A 21,363-nucleotide genomic window follows, 5' to 3' on the forward strand; every position below is an offset into this window, starting at 1 on the left:
ATCGATAAACTAGCTAAGCATTATTCAGCAGTCAATAATGAAGCCACCAAAAGCTAAAGCAGAGTTATCAACAAAAGTTGGCCTCTATCTTATCCGTTTTAATCACTTTTGCAATGCTTCATAGACACATAATGCACAACATTAGTCAACGCTTTTTCAAAAGTACCCATCCCATCCAGTGATCTCTAACACCATGGCTCCTTCGTCCACCGTCTCCACTGATCTCACCACCGTTAAACAGCAGTTGCTTGATTTGATCTGCACAGATGCTTACAAAGAGGGCGATTTCATCCTGTCCTCAGGGCAACAGAGTACCTATTACATCAATGGGAAATTGGTTACCTTGCACCCTCAAGGTGTGCAGATGGTGGGGCAAGTCATGCTTGATTATTTAGATGACAACGTTGTTGGTGTTGGCGGTCTTACCTTGGGTGCTGATCCAATTGTTACCGCAGTCAGCGTTGTTGCAGCCTATACAGGACGTTCTATAACTCCTCTCATTGTGCGCAAAGAAGCCAAAGGCCATGGCACCCAAGCCTACATTGAAGGTCCCGTCCTCCCTGAGAATAGCAATGTTGTCATTTTGGAAGATGTTGTTACCACCGGACAGTCCGCTATGAAGGCTATCGTCCGTCTGAGAGCAGCTGGTTACACCGTCAAACAGGTAATTTCCTTGGTCGATCGACAGCAAGGGGGAGCTGAGCACTATGCTCAGGAAAATATTGACTTTAAAGCAGTTTTCACAATCAGCGAAATCCAAGCACGCTGGAAAGCCCTAAACCTTCAATCTGCTTAGCATCGGTTGTTTAGCAAATTCCGGAACAAAGTAATAAATTTCAAGGGTATTTGAAATTACCCCTAAGGGTACTGGCGATTGCTTTCACGGCTTTTAGATTTGAATCAGATACATCGTTTTTAGATTTTCGGTGCCATGAGCATCCGTAGGATCTAACGTTTCGTGTAGGAAGATTCTTATGTCTGATCGTCGCCAAGAGTCCTATGCTGTTCGTCTGGAAGCAGCCGAACTAGCTAGAAGTCGCGAGTACCCCACCCATAAAGCTAATGGGGATGAACAGCGCTACGCTGGAGCCCAGTATTTTATGTCCTTTACCAAAGGACTACCCCACAATCCTGACACAGGCTTACTGCAAGATCCTCAAGATTTCGTGGAGTTTCGCCGGGCCATTGACGATGGCTTTATTGATCCTTTTACAGATCGCGTCCGTCACGGTGCCAAGTTCCAAGTGAACTATGCAGGTGAGGTTGTCCCTGAGACAGATGTAGAGATTACTGGCAAGTTAAGACAGTGGGAAGCACCTACCGCTGGTGTCGTTTATGGGCTACAAGGTCCTGATGCCCAGGCAGTCACCATGCCGCCTGCACCACCACTGTTGGATGAGCATGGCAATGTTAATCTAGAGCTTGCCTTGGAAATGGCTGAAGTTTATGAGCTAGCTATTCTCCGTGATCAGCCATTTAATGCCTTTGAAAATGGCAAATCCACAGGAGAGATTGATAGTGCGATCTCGCGTCTCAACACTCTAAGCTACGTAAGTAATCAAACCGGTCGCCCTCGTAAGGTCAATAGTGATCAAGAATTCGACCCTCAAACAGTCTTTCGTGGTTCTTCTCCCGGTGTTGAAGTCGGTCCATATCTCTCTCAGTTTTTGCTGATTGGTAATACAGATGTCAATCAAGATGAGGATGGTAATGGTGGGGGACGCGTCGCCGAAGGCAAAATTACCTATGGTGTCCTGCAAATCGACCAGAAGGTTCCTATTGCTGAACCGTGCAAAAACTACATGATTACCATGCCTGAGTATGTGAAGGTACAGCGTGGTATCAAGCCTCCTAGGGAAACCTACGGTGCCAAAAAAGGTCAACCTGTTTCAGCGCCAGCTCGCCCTCCCCGTCGATTTATTTCTACACTTCGTGACTTGGCCACTTATGTCCATTATGATGCGTTATACGAAGCCTACTTAAATGCTTGCATCATCCTGCTAGGCATGGGCACCCCCTTTGATCCGGGATTTGATCAACTCTCAGGGGGGGCGACTTTTGTTGGCCACACGAAAACGTCTCGTAATGCAGGGGGGTTCGCGCTTTATGGTGGCCCCCACATTCTCAATCTTGTAACAGAAATGGCGACCCGAGGTCTAAAAGCAGTTCGTTTCCAGAAGTTCAACAGTCATATTCGTCTGCGTCCCGAGGCGTTGGCTGGCAAACTTGAGCTACTACGCTGTGGTGCCAAAGTTCCTACAGCATTAGCATCAGACATTGGTGTCCTAAGAGATGCTTTGGGACGTACTCTAACCGCGATCGCAAATGGCCCTGGTTGTGGCACCCATTTCTTACCCATGGCGTTTCCAGAAGGCTCACCTATGCACCCTGCCTATGGCGCAGGTCATGCCACTGTTGCAGGGGCCTGTGTCACCATTCTTAAAGCCTTCTTTGATACCAGTGCTGTTTTGGCTAAAACTAAGGGCGGTGCGATCGCTTTCAAGCGTGAAGAACACGGTGACAAACCTGTTGTTTTCCGTGCACCTGACCTCTCCCATCCTTCTACGGGCGAAGGTGCACCTACAGGGTGTCTTGTGGAGTCTACTTGCAGTGAGTTTCTCACCCTAGAGGGTGAACTAAACAAGCTTGCAGCGAATATCTCTATTGGTCGTGATATGGCTGGAGTCCACTACTTTAGTGACTACTACGATAGTTTACGTATGGGTGAAGAGATCGCCCTCGGTATCCTTGAAGAACAGGCCTTAACCTACTCTACCGATCCGTTTGTGCTCTCTGTGCCCACATTTGATGGTGATGTTGTCAGGATTGGCCGCCGATGACCCGTTTACCCCGTCATGCATCGAAGGTAAAGCCCCCCTTGCGGGGGCGGGCGGCTACGAAACAGTATCGTGGAGAGTTTGCTCCTGTCGCATCCGTACGTCGCCCCCTGCATCCCTATGGCTCTCCACAAGAGCTACCCTGCAAGGAGATAGACCTTCCCACGCTTCCTCCTAAGGATGTAGATCCTCCCATCACTCCCCCCCATAAAACTAGTTTGTTCGCAGACATCGTTCAGTTTTATAAGAGTTTTGCCAGACTCCTAGAAACCTTGAATCAACCCTGGCAGTGGCTATTAGCATTAGCTACTGTTCTCAGTGGCCTGCTTTTGCTAAATCGACTCCTATGACAGTCTGACTGAATTAAATGCTATAGGCAGTTTGGAATCAAGAACAAGAGAGATAAACAGCTCTCTTCAAACCCCTAAGGACAGCACAGATAAAACCCCTATGCCGGAAGTTTCGAAGGTTGCCCCTCGCCAAACTTCCGGTTTCCTAGTGTTTAAAGTTCAAGTCCTTTCATGCATATCTGCCATCATTAAAGTCAGCCAATTTTAGGATAATGCTGCGTTAATAACCTCTGGCTTGAGGGCACGTTAAGTTAAAAGCTCCTTGAGCAAAGCCTTGATCAGCATGCGAGGGAACCCATGAAATTTACGCTTCAGTCCATCCTTTATCCCCTAATGCTAGCTGCGGTTGTTGGATGTGCAACCCAACCTAAGTTTGACTCGGTTTACACTCGCTTAGAAACACCTATTCTCAAGGCCGGTAGCGCAATTCCTAAGCCCCAGGAAGATGTAATCTTAACAGTCTCAGGAAAAATTGGTGCAACGAATGATGGCCAAAAGATCATCATGGATATTCCCACCATTGAGTCAGTAGGACTGGTGGAATATACTGTTCAAGATCCATTTGAAAAAGAAGAACACACATTTAAAGGGGTCTTGATGAAAGATCTACTGGAATTATGGCAAGTTCCTCCTGAAGCCAGCGTGCTGGGTGTGCTTGCCTTAAATGATTTTCAAGTAGATGTCCCCATCCATTTAGTTCGTGACTATCCAGTCATTTTTGCATTACAACAAGATGATGAATACATGACTCCCGATTATCGTGGCCCGGCCATGCTCGTTTTTCCCTACAATGACTACAAATTTGAGCTGGGTACAGATTCCTATTGGGTATGGCAAATTAAGAACATTACCGTGAAAGAGTAGTGATACTTCAAGGTTTATGCGATAGTTGTCATGCGTATACCTTTGACTCCGGTAGAAACCAAACTTATGCCTGGGAAAGGCTTCAAAAGTTTTCAGACCAAAATCGTGATGCTGGCAACAATCTCGGTGGGATTATTTGGAGCCATTACTTTCAGCGGTCTCAACCTGATTGATTACTTAAAAGCCCAAGATGAACTCCTAACCAGTGGCCTCAATCGTTCTGAGCGGGGGGTCAATCAATTGAACCGGGAAGTTTTACGATTAGCCGTTCTAGCTAGGGCTAGACATGGCGACCTTGACGTGATTGCTATTAAGCAACAAGTTGATCTTGTGAAGAGTCGTCTGAGGGTAATTCAAAAGCATCATATCAGTAGCGATCTACCTCCTGAACTTGCTAGTAAGCTCACTGAATTTGACCGTGCCTGGCAAATATTAGAGGTAAACCTGAATCACTGGATTACTGATTCTACAAATGATGCATTACAAACTCAGCTTTACGAACAGCTTGTCGACTTTGAGTACCTAATCAATGATCTGGGCAATAAACACTCTCATCAGAGACGAGATCAGTATGTACAGTTGGTAAATCTACGATCTGGCGCAATTCAGCTTATTACAGTCATTTCTATCTTATTTCTCATTTTTATCTGCTTTGCAATTATTAATACAGCCCAATTCATTCAAGAACGTCAGCGAATTCTCGCCACCATTCGAGAGCAAGAGGAGCAATATCGCCGTATTATTGAAACTGCTGAAGAAGGTATTTGGCTCTTAGACCCCCAAGGAAAAACTACCTTTGCCAATTGCAAAATGGCAGATATCTTAGGCCTCGATGAGATAAAGCTAAAGGAAGCTAGCTTATGGGATTTTCTTGCTTCCCGTGAAGATAAACTTAAAGTCCGTGAGTATTTGACTGCTCTTCAACGGGGGTCGCGAGTGCCCCATGACCTACAGTTAATGCGGCCAGATGGAAAGACTTTATGGCTGTTGACCAATGGCACTCCAATTTTCGATGACATTGGCCAACATACGGGGACACTCTGTATGCTGACCGATGTGACTGCCCGAAAGCGGTCTGAAGAAGAACTCAAAATCGCAAAACAAAAGGCAGAAGTTGCAAATCAGGCAAAAAGTGAATTTTTGGCTAACATGAGCCATGAACTTCGCACGCCTCTGAATGGTATTCTTGGCTATTCTCAAATTTTGAGAAGAAGCCAAACGTTAACTGCACGAGAACGTAATGGAATTAGTGTTATCCATCAATGCGGAACCCACCTGCTCACCTTGATCAATGACATTTTAGATCTAGCTAAAATCGAAGCTCGTAAACTGGAGTTAATACCTGTTGCAGTAGATTTACCAGCACTACTCAAAAGTGTTGTGGAAATATGCAAAATTCGCGCTGACGAAAAAAAACTGAGATTGATTTATCAGCCCAACCCTCAATTGCCAACTGGGGTCATCGTTGATGACAAGCGTCTACGGCAAATTTTAATTAACTTATTGGGCAATGCTATCAAATTTACCAATCAAGGGAGTGTCACCCTAAAGGTAGATGTGCTGATGCTTGATCAGATGCAAACATCGTTACGATTTCAAGTCATTGATACTGGGGTAGGCATTGCCAAAGCTCATCTGTTTAAACTATTCCAATCATTTGAGCAAGTAGGTGATCGTCACAAACAGTCGGAAGGGACAGGTCTCGGTCTCGCAATTAGTCAACGTATTGTGCAGTTGATGAAAGGTACTATCCAAGTACGCAGTCAAATTGGAGAGGGTAGTGAGTTTTTCTTCACGGTTAAACTTCCTTTAACGCAGCAATGTAAGGAACGACCAATAACCTTCAACATCCGTCATATAATTGGTTACAAGGGTCGTCGTCGTCAAATATTAGTAGTGGACGATCATTGGGAAAATCGTGTTGTTTTAAGGAATCTACTAAAGCCATTAGGTTTCGATATTGTTGAAGCTGAAAATGGTCAAGAGGGGCTGGACATACTTGGCTCCGGGTCTCCTGATTTAGTGATTACTGACTTAGTGATGCCCACAATGGATGGGTTTGAGTTTTTAAAGCGCATTCGTAATTCTGAGGACCTCAAACAAGTCAAGGTTATTGTCTCGTCAGCCTCAGTATCCCAAAGTGACCAGCAAAAAGCCCTAGCTCAAGGCAGCGATGGTTTCATAGCTAAGCCTGTAGATGAGACTCATTTATTCGAGATCCTGTTAACTCATTTGAAATTAGAGTGGATCTACCAATCTCAGCAGGATAGTCCCCTACAAGCAGCATCTGCCAATGCTGAACTCATCTTACCTCCAAGGCAAACATTAGAGATGCTGTTTACTCACGCACGAAAAGCTAATTTAAAGGTGTTGCGATCGCAAGTCGAACAGTTAGTGGCTACAGATCAACGATATCTCGTCTTTGCCGAAACCATTCTACAGCTGGCCAAACAATTTCAAGTCGAAGAAATTGAAGAACTCCTGCAACAACATCTGACAAATATGTAACTGCCATAGAAAACCTATGTGAAGCATACAGAAACCAATGTCTCTCCAGATAAAAGAAAGGAGCAGCATCAAGCCGCTACCTTTCTTCCCAAATATTATTTAACCCATCAACATCTTACTTCATAAAGAAAGTCTCAGATGTCTTTACACTGTTGCTGCTTTAGCTAAGAACTTCTCTAGTTCTGTGAGTTTGTCTGCGTCTACTTTAGTCTGCATCGGACAGAACTTAGGACCACACATAGAGCAAAACTCAGCTGTCTTGTAGATATCAGCCGGTAGTGTTTCATCGTGATACTCACGAGCACGCTCAGGATCTAAGGACAGTTCAAATTGTTTATTCCAGTCAAAGTTGTAGCGAGCGTGGGAAAGTTCATCATCGCGATCGCGAGCTCCCGGACGATGGCGCGCAATGTCAGCTGCATGGGCTGCAATCTTATAAGCAATTAAGCCATCGCGGACATCTTCAGCATTGGGTAAACCTAGATGTTCTTTGGGGGTTACATAGCAGAGCATAGAGGTTCCATACCAGCCCGCCATAGCTGCACCAATGGCGGAGGTAATGTGATCGTACCCGGGAGCAATGTCAGTTACTAAGGGTCCCAGCACATAGAATGGCGCTTCTGAGCACTCTTCCATTTGTTTGCGTACGTTAAACTCAATTTGGTCCATGGGAACGTGACCAGGCCCTTCCACCATCACCTGGACATCGTGTTCCCAAGCACGTCGGGTCAGCTGACCAAGTGTTTTTAGTTCTGATAGCTGTGCTTCATCCGAAGCATCATGGAGACAGCCTGGACGTAAAGAGTCACCAAGACTAAAGGAAACATCATACTTTTTGAAGATTTCGATGATGTCATCAAATCGACTGTAAAGGGGATTTTGCTTATGGTGATGCAACATCCATTGGGCAATAATGCCACCACCCCGAGACACAATGCCGGTAATGCGATTTTTCACCAACGGTAAGTATTCAATCAGTAGTCCTGCATGGATGGTCATATAGTCCACACCCTGCTGAGCGTGCTTCTCAATGATGTGAAGAAAATCATCCTCAGAGAGATTTTCAATGCTGCCATGGACACTTTCTAACGCTTGATAGATAGGAACTGTACCGATGGGAACGGGAGCAGCATTAATAATGGCAGTACGAATCTCATCTAGGTTGCCACCACCTGTGGAGAGATCCATCACGGTATCAGCACCGTATTTCACAGCAAGGTACATTTTGTCCAACTCTTCGCTGATATCAGAAGAATTGGGAGAAGCACCAATATTGGCATTCACCTTGCACTTACTGGCAATACCAATAGCCATAGGCTCTAGATTGGGATGGTTGATATTGGCTGGAATAATCATCCGTCCCCGAGCAACTTCTTCTTTAATCAGATCAGCAGGTAGATTCTCTCTCTTAGCTACATACGCCATTTCCTCTGTGATTATGCCCTGACGCGCATAGTGCATCTGGGTAACATTCGCTTGTCCTCGACGGGGGGTAATCCAGTTTGTTCTCATCTTTAAACCAAAATGAAGTGGGGTAACAAATGGTGACGACTTGGCCAGGTCGGCCCAGGAATTAAGCTGGCAAGCTGTCTTCAGCTTGAACTACATAAGGTGTAGCTTGTAGCTGATCGTAATTAAAAACGGGAGCTGTACCATTTTGTTTTGCTAAGGTAGTCCAAACTAGTGTGACCACTGTTGAAGTAATCAGCGCTGCTGCAAAGCTATGGAGTAGATCTGCGCTACCAGGCACCATTGGAAATAAGGGTGAAAAGTCTGGTTTTTGAAAAAACAATAGTCCTGCCACCATTCCTATGAGCGAGCTAACAAAGGCATTACACCCTGTAAGATGGCGACTGTATAAACCATATAGCATGGGGAATAAGACGGCTGCACAAATCAAATCGGCAACAAAAAATAAATACAGTACGCTGTAGCCTTGGGAGGCAATTGCGATCGCAGGCACCCCTATCAAAACAGTTAAAATTCGTGAAACTCTCAGCACATTCTTCGCTGACGGGTCAGGCAACACGCGCATAAGATCTAGCGTGAACACACTTGAAATACCATTGAGCATGGTGTCCAGGCTGCTCATTACTAGAACCAGAGCCAATACAATCACACTGACTAACACCCAACCAGGCATCGCGAGTTGGCTCAACAAACCAAAGAACGCAGTTGCACCAATAATGTCCGGTTGTTCTGCTGCTAAGGGAACTGCCAACACACCTAACAAGCCTGCAATAAAGATCAGTGGCAAAATGATAACTGCCGACCCCAGAAAAGCTCGACGCACTGTTTGGCTGTCACGACAGGCATAAACTCGTTGCCAGTTGCCCTGATTAAAAACCTCTGCGGCAACAATAGCAATGATCAGTGTGGCTCCAAAGCGAACACCATCAATGTTGCCCAAGGATAATAGCTCGGGCTGCTGAGCAGAAACAGCAATAAAGGCATCTGTCCCCCCCAAAGCCACAACAATCATCCCTGAGCAGATCAACAACAAGGGCACAATCACCACAAACTGAACCACATCAGTCAAGATAGTGGTGCCTAAACCTCCTACCGTCGTGTAAATAAACACTGCTGTAATCACTACCAGAGCGGTGACTCCTAGAGGAACATCGGCCACTAGCTGCAATGCCTTGGCAATAGCTGTTAGCTCTGCTGCCAGGTAAATAAACATGTAAAAAACAATTACCGTCTCCACCAGCCAGTACATGGGGCCGCCAAAGCGATGCTTTACATACTCATTTAGGGAATGACCCTGGGGCATTAGGTGGCGTAGTCTTGGCCCTACGATAAAAAATAAGGCCACGGCCCCTGCTGAACCAAGACAATAACCCAAAATAGCTGACACTCCACCAAACGCGGAGCCTGCCTCCTGGGGACTAAATAAAATCCAGGCTCCCAAAGCTGAAGCCGTCACCGTTGCCAAGGCTGACCAACCACCAACCTGGTTGCGATTGACCATGTAGCTTTCTAAATCAATCCGTTGACACCCAGCATAAAGCACACCAAGTAGGGTAAATGCTGCTGCCGTTACTAGAGTCACTAGTAGCGCGATCGCTCCTATGGACACCATGCTTCCTCATTGCGTTGGGCAGAATACTAGGAGCGATGAGCATAGTCTGTAGATAACAGATATCACCCCTTGACTTTCCCACGGATGCATTCAGCAGTAACAGTCAACTAAATCGGCTGCTTCCCTACGCTGGCATGACCCAGACTCAGGTTCCGAGGGTATAATCTCAGCCCGTTTGAGTGGGCACCCCTAGCTATGTGATTGATATTATCACAGTAATTATCAGAAGGCAGTGGATCGGGTTCACTGCAAAGAAAGGTTACGTAGCTGTTCAGAGAAAACTGGTTTTACTTGGCCAAGACTTCGAGGGTAAGGGCGGTTAAAGATTGAGTCACCAAGGTATTCCCACTGGGGCTGAGATGAATATGATCTCGATAAAGATGTTCAGGTATAGGGGTATCTTGGAACAGTTGTAAGAAATCTATATAGGGAATCTGTTGCTGAGCGACTAGTTTATTCACTCGCTCACGGGCAACAATCTCATAATCTCTTGGACCATGGAGCACCTCCCGTTTAAGAGGGGTCATGGCTAACAACAATATGCCGTTGTTGGTAACTACATATTTCTTGATCTCAATAATGGCTGTTAGATTTTTGCCAATGCGATCTCCTTTCTCGTTCTGAACCTCTTTTAAACCTGGAATAGGTTGTTGTTTCTTAAAGCGGTTAAAGATTTCTAAGATAGCAAGCAAAGGCTTTTGATTTGGATAACTGCGGTCTTTACCCACCTGAAGCGAATTAGGCTGGACACCAAAGAGATCATCAGTGTTGATCACCAGTATGACAATTTGTGACTCAAAGATTCCAAATTTTTGTAGATAAGCCAGTTCGTTGCGAGGTCCCCATGAATTGGCAGATGCATTGAGCACTTCAGCCCACTGTATCTCATCATATTGAAGAAGGCTATTCTCTAGTCTTACCGATAATGTAGAAGATTGATCGGTCCACCAATTTCCGTTAACAATAGAGTCGCCAATTAGAAATACCCTTAGAATATTCAACGGTCGAGTTTTTTCAATCTCATTCGACCGCATGGAATATTGATTGATGTTAATTAAATTACCGAAGCGTCGCACTCGCTGATTGGGGGCTAACAGATACCCGATAGTATCATCAGCTACATAGAGAGGTGGATTGCCAAACCCAAACAAGAGCTTCAGGGCTAACTCCACTAAGAGAAATCCTACTAAAGCAAAAAGCAATCCTAAAATAACAAACTTCACGGATAGCCCCCGTTTAGAAAGAAAAATATCAAGAATAAGAATTAATCTTCACGCTACCATGCCCCCATATAAACATTTTGCCAGCATTGCGCTATAGGCAATTTAATCTGATATTTTACAGTTGGCTCAATTCAATAACATGACCATCTGGGTCTTGGACAAATATCGCTGCACGACCAGACGAACTGGCTTGCATCGGTATATGAGCTAACTTTAATCGCTGTTTGGCAACGTCTAAATCTGTAATTGCAAATGCTAAATGTGCTTGACGCCCCCACTTTTCATCAGGGGCTGGCTGAGAATAATCACGCTCCGCTACAATTAGGTGGATTTGAAAAGAGCCTAGCTGGTACCATGCTCCAGCAAATTTCAGGGTTCGTTCTACTTTGGTTAGTCCAAGGACTGTTCCATAGAAATGTTCTGCTGTTGCCAGATTTGAAACGTTGATGGCGGCATGCAGAATTGACTGTAACATCTCTTAAATTTTCTAGTCAGCTTCCTTATTGTAGCGAGCCGTAGTTGGGGCTAGCTTGACAGTTCAGGTATATTGCATCACTAGCCAGATAACTTCTCTCAATCGTTACTCCAGAATTAACCTGGGTTTACTAATATCATCAGTCAAACACAGTCTGGTGTGATTCGATGGGTATCGTTATCCTGTGAGTAGCCCTCTCTGTGTACTCCTGCAAGTCTTTATGAACACAGTCAGTCCTTTAAATGCAGCACAAGTTTTGACCAGGCAAAAGCCTCGGCTTCTAGTTGTCGATGATGAACCCGACAATTTAGACTTGCTATACCGCACATTCCGTCGCGAGTATCAGGTTTTGAGAGCTGAGAGCGGCAGAAAAGCATTAGAGGTATTAGAAGATGATGGCGAAGTTGCGGTCATTATCTCTGATCAGCGGATGCCTGATATGAGCGGCACTGAGTTCCTGAGTAAGACGGTGCCTGACTTTCCGGACACGGTTCGTATTATTCTTACAGGATTTACAGACGTTACAGATTTGGTTCAAGCCATTAACAATGGCCAAGTCTATCGCTATATTACTAAGCCTTGGGAGCCAAATATTCTAAAACAGCTAGTTCAAAAGGCTGCCGACACCTATGAGCTGCTTAAGGAAAGTCATCATGCACTGTATGTTGCTGATCGGCAATCTCAGCTCATGGGCAGAGTCGCTGAGATTGCCCACATGGCGATGCAGGAGAGCGAGGCACTACAGTTTATTGCTGATGGATGGGGACAAACGCTATCAGCTCAGCTATGTGTCATCAAGTGTGTAGACAATGGGGCAACGGCTACGTTTGGCAACTTGGGTGGTCAAAGCCTAGACAGTAACCCGTTAGTGCAGGCGGTAATGGCAACTCGTACTCTGCAAACCTTGCCCGACGTGAGCGCTAGCAACGTCAATGATCATCTCTACGAGGCAACAGGTACACGAGCTCATTTGGTGGCCCCTATCATATTTCAAGAACGTCTGTTAGCAGTGGTGTCACTCCATTGGGCCCACAGCTATCGCACGCTCACTGATGTCAGCAATATTCTAACGATTGCAACGAATCAAATGGCTCAAGCTCTAGTTGCAGTCCGCTCTCAATAGGCTCAAGCGGCAGTATGATAAAAGGCGGATTCAGTTGCCGTAGTCAGCATCAATTGTATGCTAGGGTCGCTGATCACACTTGTCCGTAGGAAGGAACTGATGGCTCAGGCTGCTCCCGATGCCAACTATATTCGTGACTTATTCGACCGGATTGCACCGGTCTATGATGACTTAAACCAATCTCTGAGCTTTGGTCTACACAAGGTTTGGAAGCAAATGGCTGTAGATTGGAGTGGTGCCGAGTCAAGGATGAATGTTCTGGATGTATGCTGCGGTAGTGGTGATTTGGCCTTACTGCTAGCACGAAAAGTGGGGGCTGATGGTCGGGTGACCGGGGCAGATTTTGCGGTTGAGCAACTTGCGATCGCAGCCCAACGTGCTGCCACCAGAGGCTATACCACACGCACTACTTGGGTTGAAGCTGATGCCCTCAGTTTGCCCTTTGAGACCAATCAGTTTGATGCCCTGACCATGGGCTATGGTCTACGCAACCTCATCAATATTCCCAAGGGGCTTAGTGAACTCCACAGGGTCTTAAAGCCCAATGGCAAAGCCGTTATTTTGGATTTTCATCGTCCGAGTTCTGCTTTCGTTAAGCAGTTCCAGCAATGGTATCTCGACACCATTGTGGTGCCCACCGCTCAGCGATGCGGTCTGACCGAAGAGTATGCTTATATCGGTCCCAGCGTAGATCGTTTCCCTATGGGTAGTGAGCAAGTTGCCTTGGCCCAAGAAGTCGGTTTTCGTGAGGCTGTGCATTATCCTCTCGTCGGGGGGATGATGGGTGTCCTGGTGGCGCAAAAATGATCGCAGTTTCTCCCATTGTGTTGGTTGTGCCCCCCATTGTGGGTGGCATTATTGGCTATTTCACTAACGATTTAGCCATCAAAATGTTATTCCGACCCTATCGTCCTATCCACCTGTTTGGCCAACGACTACCATTTACGCCAGGGTTGATTCCGAGCAACCAAAACCGTCTGGCCAAGCGGATTGCCGATACGATCATGGGGTCACTTTTGACGCCCGAAGAGCTACAGCGGCTGGCGAAGCGACTACTTAAAACTGAACGTATGGAGGGTGCCATTCGTTGGCTCTTGAACTTAGCCCTCACCCAAACGCAGACTAGCAACCAGGACAAAACAGCCTATATCCTCGGCAATATTCTTCAGGATATGCTGGGCCAATCTTTACCCAAAATGTTAAAAGTATGGGCCCGGGATGAGAATTTTCTGGCTGATCAAATTGACCATATTTTTGATCAGGTCCTGCTGAATTTTCGTCTAAACGAAAATCAGGCCAAACAAATTTCTACCTGGGTGCGCCAGGGCATTTTGCCGCCTGATCGTCTACGTCGCTTAATTATTGACTTTCTCACCGATCGAAATATTAAGGTGATTGACGAAACTTTACGAGAAAAAACTAGCGGTACGTATTGGGTGGTCGCCAATATTTTGGGCGTGCGCAATGCTCTCACCCGTCTACGCACCTATTGTTTAGATGAACCGGCCAAGTGTAACAGTCGCATTGCTGAACTGATTAACGCTCTACGCGTGGAAAATCGGTTTCAAGAATGGTTGCAAAATTTCTCACTCCAGGATTTTCCAATATCGACCGTCCAACAACTCAGGCTCACCCTGCGGCAGACTATTCGCAGCTATTTACAAACAGACGGGGTGCCGTTGCTCAGGGGGTTAAGTGACTCCATTGACTGGCACAAGGTAGCCCAGCGATTACTGAAACGATTACAGACATCCTCAGTCGTTATGGATTCTCTGGATACTGCCAGTCAAGAACTCGCTCTTATCCTGGAACGATATTTGGAAGAAGATTTGGAAAACATTGTTGCTAAGGCAATTCCCATTCTTGATATTGACCAGGTGATTATGGAACGGGTCAATGCCACGTCCCCACGAAACCTGGAAATGGCGATTCAAGGCATTGTCCGCAATGAGCTACAAGCCATTGTTAACCTGGGGGGAATTTTGGGTTTTACTATCGGTCTCATACAAGCCGGAATTTTATTATTCCAGTAGGGGGATTGTATGCAATCCCCCTACCGCATACAAAAAACAGGGCACCTACAAGAGATGCCCCTACGGAGATAATTTGAAACGCTTGGATGATGTGGATAGCCAACCGGTGAATTAACCGAATCGGCCAGATACATAGTCGCGGGTGTATTCTTCGCGAGGATTGCTAAATATCAACTGCGTATCGTCATATTCCACCAGATACCCCATCTTGCCACCAGCTTCAGTGGCCTGTGCATTGAAGAAGGCAGTCTTATCTGAAACGCGGGATGCCTGCTGCATATTGTGGGTCACAATCACGATTGTGTATTGTGTCTTCAGGTCATGCATCAACTCTTCGATTTTTAGTGTGGAAATGGGGTCAAGGGCAGAGCAGGGCTCGTCCATGAGGATGACTTCGGGTTCGATGGCGATCGCACGAGCAATACACAAACGCTGCTGCTGCCCACCTGATAGGCCTAAGCCACTGTCTTTGAGCTTATCTTTGACCTCATCCCAAAGGGCTGCCCCTTTTAAGGATCGCTCCACTAGCTCATCCATATCACCTTGGTAACCATTAATACGAGCACCAAAGGCAATATTTTCATAGATGGACTTTGGGAAAGGGTTGGGCTTCTGGAAAACCATGCCCACGCGGCGACGTAGTTCTACGGGATCAAATCGCTTAATGTTTTCTCCGTCAAATAGGATATTACCGTCAACGCGAGCACTTGGAATCAGATCGTTCATCCGATTAAAACATCGCAGCACAGTACTTTTGCCGCATCCAGATGGACCAATAAAGGCCACAATTTGGTTACGAGGAATATCCAGAAAAACGTCTTTAACCGCCAAGCTAGATCCGTAGTAAACTGAGATTTTTTCAGCCTGTAAAGCTGTATCGGTCATAGTTTTAGGACGTGTATCTTGCATAATTTATAATTCCTGCGAATACCCAATATCTTGGTAAATGAATGCGGTAAACTAGCGCGTCTTCTGAAAACGATTACGCAAGTAAATTGCGATCGTATTCATCAACAGCAACATGACCATCAGCACGATAATTCCTGAAGCGGCAATATGGTGAAACTCTTCTTGGGGACGGCCAACCCAGTTGTAGATTTGAATGGGCATTGCCGTAAACGGACTTTGCAAGTTCTCAGGTGTAGAGCGAATAAACGCAACCGCACCGATCGCGAGCAAAGGTGCTGTCTCTCCAATAGCGCGAGATAGCGCCAGAATTACCCCAGTTAAGACACCAGGCATTGCACTGGGTAGCACGTGATGCCAGACAACCTGCCACTGATTAGCACCTAACGCAAAACCCGCCAAACGAATGCTGTTGGGTACTGCTCTGAGAGCTTCTCGCGTAGCCACAATAATCACTGGCAAAATCAGTAGCGAGAGCGTTAACCCCCCGGAGAGCACACTGCGTCCACCTGTTAAGGGCTCAAGAATACGCACAAAAACAGCTAGACCCAGCAAACCATAAATAATTGAGGGCACACCAGCCAGGTTCCCAATGTTTATTTCCACCAACCGGGTAAACCAATTATCAGTGGCAAACTCCTCAAGGTAGATGGCTGCACCCACACCAATGGGGAATGATACCGCTGCCACAATCCCCATTACCCACATGGTGCCGAAGAAAGCTGCCTTGATACCGGCCTGCTCAGCTTTTCGTGATGGGAATGCTGTAAAAAAGTTAGGGTTTAGCGTGCCTAAACCATCTTGCAAAATCGTAAACAACAACCATGCCAGCACCACAACAGAAATGATAGTGGCAGTCCATGCAGCTGTTGCAAATACTTTATCTAGGTTGTAGCGACCGGACAAATCCTGCTTAAAGTTGCCAGTTGGTACATCCTTATTTTCAATCCCTTGAGCCGTCATGTCCTTGTATTCCTATTTGCTCACTTGCTCTACTACTCATCACACGGTCTGCGTTAACTCAGAAAACGCTTTCATTAGTCGTACTTCTGACGGAAACGACGCACAAACCAAAAGCTAAAGACATTGAGAGCAAGGGTAATTAAAAATAGGGTCATGCCCACTGCGTACAGAGTTTCGTAGGCAATGGTTCCATGGGGAGCATCCCCCTTTGTCACCTGCACAATGTAAGCTGTCATGGTCATGACGGGTACGAATGGATTAAAGCCCAGGGTAGGGTTTGCGCCTGCCGCCAAGGTCACAATCATGGTCTCACCGATGGCCCGTGACATCGCTAAAATCAAAGACGAAACAATTCCTGAAAGCGCAGCAGGCAAAACAACAGACCAAACCGTTTCACGCTTAGTGGCTCCCAACGCATAGGAACCATCACGTAAGGACTGAGGCACAGAATAGATGGCATCCTCACTCAAAGACGCCACCATAGGCGTAATCATAATTCCCAAAACAATGCCCGCACTTAGGGAGTTGAAACCTTCCACAGGTTCCAAAAATGCCTGCAAGAAAGGGGTAACAGTCAACAGAGCGAAGTAACCATAAACCACCGTCGGCACACCCGCTAGAATTTCTAGAACAGGTTTGAGGATTTTACGTAGTTTGGGACTCGCATATTCGCTCAGGCAGATGGCAGCTAATAGTCCCAAGGGGAGGGCTACCGCGATTGAAATAAAGGTGATCATCAGCGTCGCACTGATCAACACAAAAATTCCAAACTGCTTACTCGCAAACAAAGGTGTCCAACGGCCAGCCGTTAGGAAATGAATAACCCCTTGAATATAGGAGACGTTTTCGCCATCCTTTGACAGCTCAGCTGGTAGATCTCCAAAGAAAGAAAAGGCCTCAAAAATGAGCGTTGCGATAATACCAATGGTGGTGACAATCGAAATTGCAGCAAATGCTCCGCAGATGATCTTAACGATCATCTGAATAGCTTGAGAACGACTACGATTCGGTTGCCAAGCGCCAGGGGCAATATCATTTAAGGGAAGCTCAGCTGTCATGCATAAAGTCCTCAGCTTGGGTTTAGGCTACACCACGTCCAGGCACCTGCTTACTCTGGGTCAAAACGACCGTTTTGGACGTGGACAATGTTCGAGTGCATCCAATGTTTAAGCCAATGCTTTAGGTCAGCTGTAACTCTTGTTTGCAGGGAATAAGAGTATCAGATGCAAAAATAGACTACTAAATTTTTGTCCAGAAACGATGCATCCAGCGATGCAGAACAGAACTTAGCCAAAGAGAACTGGGGAGAGATTAACTCTCCCCAGTTGCAATGACCAATCATCAGGTAGAGAGCCTGATGGGTTTAACCCCTACAGGTTAGTAGGGTCGCTGCCTAGCTTGGCCTCATCAACACGAGCCTTGGCATTAGCTAAGATCTCATCAGGCAATGCAACATAACCAGCATCACCGATTAGCTCGCCATTCTTGGGCTCAAGCATGAAGTCAACAAAGGCCTTGACCTGCTCCTTAGTGTCGTAGGCTTCTTTCTTCACGTAGAAGAACAGGGGGCGAGACATGGGGTTGTAGGAGCCATCAGCGATAGTCTCAGTAGAAGGAGCTACACATTCACCAGCGTCGTTCTGGATTTCAACCGCCTTCAAAGAGTCAGAGTTCTCTTCAAAGTAGGCGTAACCAAAGTAACCTAGGGCACCCTCATCACCTGTTACACCCTGCACGATTACATTATCGTCCTCACTGGCAGTGTAGTCACCACGGCTTGCACCCTCTTCACCATTAACTTCATCGGTGAAGTAGTCGAACGTACCAGAGTCAGTACCAGGACCATACAGACCTAGTTCCTGATCGGGGAATGACGGATCTACCTGGTTCCAGTTGGCAACTTGACCTTCAGAATCAGGAGACCACATGGTGTTCAGCTGCTCAGTAGTCAAGCACTGAGCCCAATCATTAGCCTGATTAGTCACAATGGTCAGTCCGTCAAAAGCGACGGGCACCTCGATAAACTCAATGCCTGCCTCTTCACAAGCCGCAACTTCTTCATCCTTGATAGGACGAGAAGCGTTAGAAATATCGGTTTCACCAGCGCAGAACTTCTTGAAGCCACCGCCGGAACCAGAAATACCGACAGTGACATTGACATCAGGGTTAGCAATGCTGAATTCCTCACTCATTGCTTCTGCAATGGGGAATACGGTACTAGAACCATCAATTAAAACATCGCCAGAGACACCACCAGCAGCAGCAACTTCAGTGCCACCGTCAGCAGGTGCATCGGCGGTATCAGTTGTAGTGCCACCGCCGCAAGCAGCCAGGCTAGTTAATAGAGCAAGCAGAGTCGCTGAGTATGCGTAGCGCATTTTCCGTGCTTTGAATTCCATGATTGCTTTGACTTAAACTCCTCACCAAAAATGTCTAAAGACATTCTTGGTGAAAACTACCGAGCTCAGGTAAAGGCAAGGTTAAGAAAAATTTGAAAATGTGCTTAAGCTAACATGCATCATTCCGTGATTTTGTGCCTTGAATAACGTTCTTAATGTATAGCAAGCTACATTGGAGGTGCCTTAACACCGGGTCAAGCTGACAGGTTTTATTCCTATAGTTAAGGAATAAACGGGTGTGATGCATGGGCTTAAATCTATAGCGATTTCCTAAAAAGCCTGATTTCTAAGCTGATTTTTGACTGCTCTGGATATTGAATATAAGCTCTCTTCCTGTAAGTCGTCTGTGTTCGGCTTGTACCTGTTCTATTTAGAGTGATCCCTATGCACTGCGTAATTTACGATGGCGACTGTAATCTCTGTACAACCTTAGTCCAATGGTTAGAGTGGCTTGATCGAGGCCAGCGCTTTCATTATGGGTCGATGCAAGATGCTGAAATCCTGGAGCAGTTCAACGTTACAGCTGCTGATTGTGAGTTAGGGATGCTACTAATTGATGAGGCTAATCCTAAGAGGCGTTGGCAGGGCAGTGCTGCTGCTGAAGAAATTGGAGCCTTGCTACCAGTTGGTGCTCTGTTTGTGGCTGCTTACCGTAGCTTGCCGGGCCTGAAGCGTTCTGGGGATCAGCTGTACATATTCATCCGTGACAATCGATATAGGTTATTTGGTCGGCGTGCTGCTACCTATGAGTCAATCCACCGCGTCTGTAAGTCAGACCGATGTGATCAATATTTTTAATCACCACGTTAAGGTCGGGACTTCTAAATACTTAAAATGCGCTGTGTAAAGTTAAGGACCCGCAAAAATGGCATCTTCTAAATCTTGACGGCTTAGGGAATATTTGAAACCCCGTTGAATGTCCTCCCCGGTATCGCCTGCATCTAAATAACGCACAACTAGCGAGTCCGTTTCTAGAATTAAATCTGCTCGCCAGGTTGCCTTGGAAATTTCCCAGCGATTGAGTTCAGAATTGTCTTGCTTGCAACCCTGCTGGGTCAGCCATAGCTCAATGTCAGGCAGCGTGTGGTTGTACAGAGGTGTATCAGTGGAGGGAAGGGCCATGGAGTATTGCTATTGCTAAATTAAGGCTGTAAGACAGACAGGGTAAAATCACTATCGGCGATCCCCAAAATAAATACTAGGGCCAGGCAGACGGCAAACGTTAGCCCCAGTATAAACAGAGCAAATATCTCCCCTGCAGATAGGGGGCGATCGGTCGGATCAAGGTAGGTATAGCGAGACTCAAAGGGTGAATCTTTGCCAGAACCCGTCCTAATATCTTTGGGGGCTTGGCTCACGTAAAACCGAGAATAGCCTATTTTACTATCGTAGCTAAGACGTTGTTCTGGATTGCTTAGGGTGCCATAGGCTTCATTGAGGGCTTGAAACTTTTTGGTTGCGATCGCACTCGATAACTCCGTGGTATCAGGATGATAGAGCTTGCTTAACTCCCGATAAGCGCGACGAATTTCCTGGGGGGAGGCTGTCGGCTTCACCCCCAAAAGTTCATAGTGATTTTTGGGACTATCCTCAGAGACGCTATTTGTCATATATGTCTGTCAAATTATGCCGCCGCTTCCAACGTTGCATGATCGGATAACTCGTTATCCGAATCGCGGATCAATCGAATTTGGGCCAGAGTAAATACGACTGGAATCACGCGAGTATAGTTTGAGGCAATGGCTCGCCAGCCTAGATCGACGATAAACCAAGTCCATAGGGCTGGCCCTAAGCAAGCAAATACCCCCCGTACAGCACTGTATCGTGCCGTATTAATAGCCATGCCGCGGGAAGCCAGATGGATAGCCGCTTTCCCCTGCACTTTAGCGCCCAAAGTAGCGGCCCCGCGCAGGGTTTGTTGAGCCACCTGATAACGTGCCATCTGGAGCGCAAACTGTTTTGCAATTTGCTGCAGTAACCAGGGGCGAATCACCGAACTAGCAGCAACGGCACCGCCTCCCTTAAGCACTAAAGCCATAGGGTTTTGTTGTAATTGAGGCGATAGCCGTTGAAACTCTTTCATCTGCGCCAATTCATTGGTCAATCGTTTTTGCAGCTGACGTTGCTGACTGGGAGGTAGCTGCTGCCAGGTCTTTTCGAGTAACTGCAAAAATATTTCGGCTTCTAAATCGAGGGTGGATAATCGCGTAGACAACCGAAGTTTAAGGTGACGGTTGAGCTGTAGCAAAATTTGTCGATAGCTCAGCTGCTGGGTGTCTTGTCGCAGCACCGTCAAACCATCAGCCGCCAGATAGCGCAGTCGAGCGTCTATTTGTTGGATACGATGGGTGCGATCGCAACTCTGCACCTTCTGGGGGGAAGGGGTACACCAATAATCTAAAGGATTAAACTTGGGTCGAAATAATACCTCGGCCAGGGCGGCCAGTTCAACGTGGGTTGCTAACTCTAACCCCGTCCTGAGTTCATCCACAGGTCAACTAATTGTGTTGAGACAGCATAATTTTGTTCTTCATTCTACATAGTTCTCTAGAGAAACGGGATGGACCAGGGGGGAGAAGAGGAGTCGGTGCATTCAGGAC

20 protein-coding genes and 1 riboswitch are annotated in these 21,363 nt (G+C 46.5%); of the genes, 9 read left to right on the forward strand and 11 right to left on the reverse strand.

Annotated features, from left to right (window positions below):
* The first annotated feature begins 193 nt into the window (after window positions 1–193).
* From pyrE to SPB21_RS27510, 5 genes are all read left to right on the forward strand, one after another.
* Window positions 194–796: an orotate phosphoribosyltransferase gene (gene pyrE, locus SPB21_RS27490; RefSeq protein ID WP_163663577.1), complete on the forward strand. Its 603-nt coding sequence runs from the start codon at window positions 194–196 to the stop codon at window positions 794–796.
* 178 nt (window positions 797–974) lie between these two features.
* Window positions 975–2,840, forward strand: a complete 1,866-nt coding sequence (locus tag SPB21_RS27495) for a phosphatase PAP2 family protein (RefSeq protein WP_163698766.1) — start codon at window positions 975–977, stop codon at window positions 2,838–2,840.
* The gene (locus tag SPB21_RS27500; RefSeq protein ID WP_163663573.1) at window positions 2,837–3,187 is read left to right on the forward strand and encodes a hypothetical protein; all 351 of its coding nucleotides are present in this window, start codon (window positions 2,837–2,839) and stop codon (window positions 3,185–3,187) included. The genes SPB21_RS27495 and SPB21_RS27500 overlap by 4 nt, the downstream gene beginning before the upstream one ends.
* 297 nt (window positions 3,188–3,484) lie before the next feature.
* Window positions 3,485–4,051 (forward strand): putative pterin-binding protein, encoded by a 567-nt coding sequence (locus tag SPB21_RS27505; protein ID WP_163663571.1) that lies wholly within the window; start codon window positions 3,485–3,487, stop codon window positions 4,049–4,051.
* A gap of 30 nt (window positions 4,052–4,081) precedes the next feature.
* Window positions 4,082–6,559 (forward strand): hybrid sensor histidine kinase/response regulator, encoded by a 2,478-nt coding sequence (locus SPB21_RS27510; protein ID WP_499868238.1) that lies wholly within the window; start codon window positions 4,082–4,084, stop codon window positions 6,557–6,559.
* 144 nt (window positions 6,560–6,703) lie between these two features.
* Here the strand turns inward: SPB21_RS27510 and thiC are convergent, their stop codons facing one another.
* From thiC to SPB21_RS27530, 4 genes are all read right to left on the reverse strand, one after another.
* On the reverse strand, window positions 6,704–8,071 hold the full coding sequence (gene thiC / locus SPB21_RS27515) for a phosphomethylpyrimidine synthase (protein ID WP_163698763.1): 1,368 nt from the start codon (window positions 8,069–8,071) through the stop codon (window positions 6,704–6,706).
* A 61-nt stretch (window positions 8,072–8,132) separates the two neighbouring features.
* Window positions 8,133–9,641 (reverse strand): sodium:solute symporter family transporter, encoded by a 1,509-nt coding sequence (locus tag SPB21_RS27520; RefSeq protein ID WP_499868240.1) that lies wholly within the window; start codon window positions 9,639–9,641, stop codon window positions 8,133–8,135.
* A gap of 104 nt (window positions 9,642–9,745) precedes the next feature.
* A riboswitch (TPP riboswitch) is annotated at window positions 9,746–9,842 on the reverse strand.
* Between the two features lie 86 nt (window positions 9,843–9,928).
* Window positions 9,929–10,864, reverse strand: coding sequence for an SGNH/GDSL hydrolase family protein (locus SPB21_RS27525; RefSeq protein WP_499868242.1), 936 nt, complete (start codon window positions 10,862–10,864; stop codon window positions 9,929–9,931).
* 115 nt (window positions 10,865–10,979) lie between these two features.
* Window positions 10,980–11,339: a VOC family protein gene (locus SPB21_RS27530; RefSeq protein WP_163663561.1), complete on the reverse strand. Its 360-nt coding sequence runs from the start codon at window positions 11,337–11,339 to the stop codon at window positions 10,980–10,982.
* 220 nt (window positions 11,340–11,559) lie between these two features.
* Between SPB21_RS27530 and SPB21_RS27535 the strand changes: the two genes are divergently transcribed.
* From SPB21_RS27535 to SPB21_RS27545, 3 genes are all read left to right on the forward strand, one after another.
* The gene (locus tag SPB21_RS27535) at window positions 11,560–12,462 is read left to right on the forward strand and encodes a response regulator (RefSeq protein WP_499868244.1); all 903 of its coding nucleotides are present in this window, start codon (window positions 11,560–11,562) and stop codon (window positions 12,460–12,462) included.
* A 99-nt stretch (window positions 12,463–12,561) separates the two neighbouring features.
* Window positions 12,562–13,269, forward strand: coding sequence for a bifunctional demethylmenaquinone methyltransferase/2-methoxy-6-polyprenyl-1,4-benzoquinol methylase UbiE (gene ubiE, locus SPB21_RS27540; RefSeq protein WP_163698756.1), 708 nt, complete (start codon window positions 12,562–12,564; stop codon window positions 13,267–13,269).
* A complete protein-coding gene (locus SPB21_RS27545; protein WP_163663555.1) occupies window positions 13,266–14,495 on the forward strand; it encodes a DUF445 domain-containing protein in 1,230 nt (409 codons plus the stop codon). Before ubiE ends, SPB21_RS27545 begins: the two co-directional genes overlap by 4 nt.
* A gap of 111 nt (window positions 14,496–14,606) precedes the next feature.
* Here SPB21_RS27545 and pstB read toward each other — a convergent pair whose 3' ends face one another.
* From pstB to SPB21_RS27565, 4 genes are all read right to left on the reverse strand, one after another.
* On the reverse strand, window positions 14,607–15,404 hold the full coding sequence (gene pstB / locus SPB21_RS27550) for a phosphate ABC transporter ATP-binding protein PstB (protein WP_163698753.1): 798 nt from the start codon (window positions 15,402–15,404) through the stop codon (window positions 14,607–14,609).
* Between the two features lie 51 nt (window positions 15,405–15,455).
* Window positions 15,456–16,364 (reverse strand): phosphate ABC transporter permease PstA, encoded by a 909-nt coding sequence (gene pstA / locus SPB21_RS27555; protein ID WP_163698751.1) that lies wholly within the window; start codon window positions 16,362–16,364, stop codon window positions 15,456–15,458.
* Between the two features lie 74 nt (window positions 16,365–16,438).
* Entirely contained in the window at window positions 16,439–17,422 is a 984-nt protein-coding gene (gene pstC / locus SPB21_RS27560; RefSeq protein ID WP_163663549.1) for a phosphate ABC transporter permease subunit PstC, read from the reverse strand.
* A 312-nt stretch (window positions 17,423–17,734) separates the two neighbouring features.
* Window positions 17,735–18,763, reverse strand: coding sequence for a PstS family phosphate ABC transporter substrate-binding protein (locus SPB21_RS27565; RefSeq protein WP_163698749.1), 1,029 nt, complete (start codon window positions 18,761–18,763; stop codon window positions 17,735–17,737).
* 384 nt (window positions 18,764–19,147) lie between these two features.
* On the opposite strand from SPB21_RS27565, the gene SPB21_RS27570 reads away from it, so the two are divergent.
* Window positions 19,148–19,561: a thiol-disulfide oxidoreductase DCC family protein gene (locus tag SPB21_RS27570; RefSeq protein ID WP_163698747.1), complete on the forward strand. Its 414-nt coding sequence runs from the start codon at window positions 19,148–19,150 to the stop codon at window positions 19,559–19,561.
* Window positions 19,562–19,612: 51 nt separating this feature from the next.
* Here the strand turns inward: SPB21_RS27570 and SPB21_RS27575 are convergent, their stop codons facing one another.
* Genes SPB21_RS27575 through SPB21_RS27585 form a run of 3 tightly spaced genes read right to left on the reverse strand, consistent with a single transcriptional unit; the run spans window position 19,613 to window position 21,254 of the window.
* Window positions 19,613–19,885 carry a DUF3143 domain-containing protein gene (locus SPB21_RS27575; RefSeq protein WP_163663540.1) on the reverse strand — a complete coding sequence of 91 codons (273 nt, stop codon included), beginning with the start codon at window positions 19,883–19,885 and terminating at the stop codon, window positions 19,613–19,615.
* A 20-nt stretch (window positions 19,886–19,905) separates the two neighbouring features.
* Window positions 19,906–20,373 carry a J domain-containing protein gene (locus SPB21_RS27580; protein WP_163698745.1) on the reverse strand — a complete coding sequence of 156 codons (468 nt, stop codon included), beginning with the start codon at window positions 20,371–20,373 and terminating at the stop codon, window positions 19,906–19,908.
* 14 nt (window positions 20,374–20,387) lie between these two features.
* Entirely contained in the window at window positions 20,388–21,254 is an 867-nt protein-coding gene (locus tag SPB21_RS27585) for a hypothetical protein (protein ID WP_163698743.1), read from the reverse strand.
* Between the last annotated feature and the right edge of the window lie 109 nt (window positions 21,255–21,363).

The organism is Leptothoe sp. ISB3NOV94-8A, assembly GCF_043421595.1.
Classification (GTDB): Bacteria; Cyanobacteriota; Cyanobacteriia; order Phormidesmidales; family Phormidesmidaceae; genus Leptothoe; species Leptothoe turfae.

What these genes read in the sequence shown, in the direction of transcription:
- pyrE (WP_163663577.1), top strand. Translation starts at nt 194, where the DNA reads ATGGCTCCTTCGTCCACCGTCTCCACTGATCTCACCACCGTTAAACAG.
- SPB21_RS27495 (WP_163698766.1), top strand. Translation starts at nt 975, where the DNA reads ATGTCTGATCGTCGCCAAGAGTCCTATGCTGTTCGTCTGGAAGCAGCC.
- SPB21_RS27500 (WP_163663573.1), top strand. Translation starts at nt 2,837, where the DNA reads ATGACCCGTTTACCCCGTCATGCATCGAAGGTAAAGCCCCCCTTGCGG.
- SPB21_RS27505 (WP_163663571.1), top strand. Translation starts at nt 3,485, where the DNA reads ATGAAATTTACGCTTCAGTCCATCCTTTATCCCCTAATGCTAGCTGCG.
- SPB21_RS27510 (WP_499868238.1), top strand. Translation starts at nt 4,082, where the DNA reads ATGCGTATACCTTTGACTCCGGTAGAAACCAAACTTATGCCTGGGAAA.
- thiC (WP_163698763.1), bottom strand. Translation starts at nt 8,071, where the DNA reads ATGAGAACAAACTGGATTACCCCCCGTCGAGGACAAGCGAATGTTACC.
- SPB21_RS27520 (WP_499868240.1), bottom strand. Translation starts at nt 9,641, where the DNA reads ATGGTGTCCATAGGAGCGATCGCGCTACTAGTGACTCTAGTAACGGCA.
- SPB21_RS27530 (WP_163663561.1), bottom strand. Translation starts at nt 11,339, where the DNA reads ATGTTACAGTCAATTCTGCATGCCGCCATCAACGTTTCAAATCTGGCA.
- SPB21_RS27535 (WP_499868244.1), top strand. Translation starts at nt 11,560, where the DNA reads ATGAACACAGTCAGTCCTTTAAATGCAGCACAAGTTTTGACCAGGCAA.
- ubiE (WP_163698756.1), top strand. Translation starts at nt 12,562, where the DNA reads ATGGCTCAGGCTGCTCCCGATGCCAACTATATTCGTGACTTATTCGAC.
- SPB21_RS27545 (WP_163663555.1), top strand. Translation starts at nt 13,266, where the DNA reads ATGATCGCAGTTTCTCCCATTGTGTTGGTTGTGCCCCCCATTGTGGGT.
- pstB (WP_163698753.1), bottom strand. Translation starts at nt 15,404, where the DNA reads ATGCAAGATACACGTCCTAAAACTATGACCGATACAGCTTTACAGGCT.
- pstA (WP_163698751.1), bottom strand. Translation starts at nt 16,364, where the DNA reads ATGACGGCTCAAGGGATTGAAAATAAGGATGTACCAACTGGCAACTTT.
- pstC (WP_163663549.1), bottom strand. Translation starts at nt 17,422, where the DNA reads ATGACAGCTGAGCTTCCCTTAAATGATATTGCCCCTGGCGCTTGGCAA.
- SPB21_RS27565 (WP_163698749.1), bottom strand. Translation starts at nt 18,763, where the DNA reads ATGGAATTCAAAGCACGGAAAATGCGCTACGCATACTCAGCGACTCTG.
- SPB21_RS27570 (WP_163698747.1), top strand. Translation starts at nt 19,148, where the DNA reads ATGCACTGCGTAATTTACGATGGCGACTGTAATCTCTGTACAACCTTA.
- SPB21_RS27575 (WP_163663540.1), bottom strand. Translation starts at nt 19,885, where the DNA reads ATGGCCCTTCCCTCCACTGATACACCTCTGTACAACCACACGCTGCCT.
- SPB21_RS27580 (WP_163698745.1), bottom strand. Translation starts at nt 20,373, where the DNA reads ATGACAAATAGCGTCTCTGAGGATAGTCCCAAAAATCACTATGAACTT.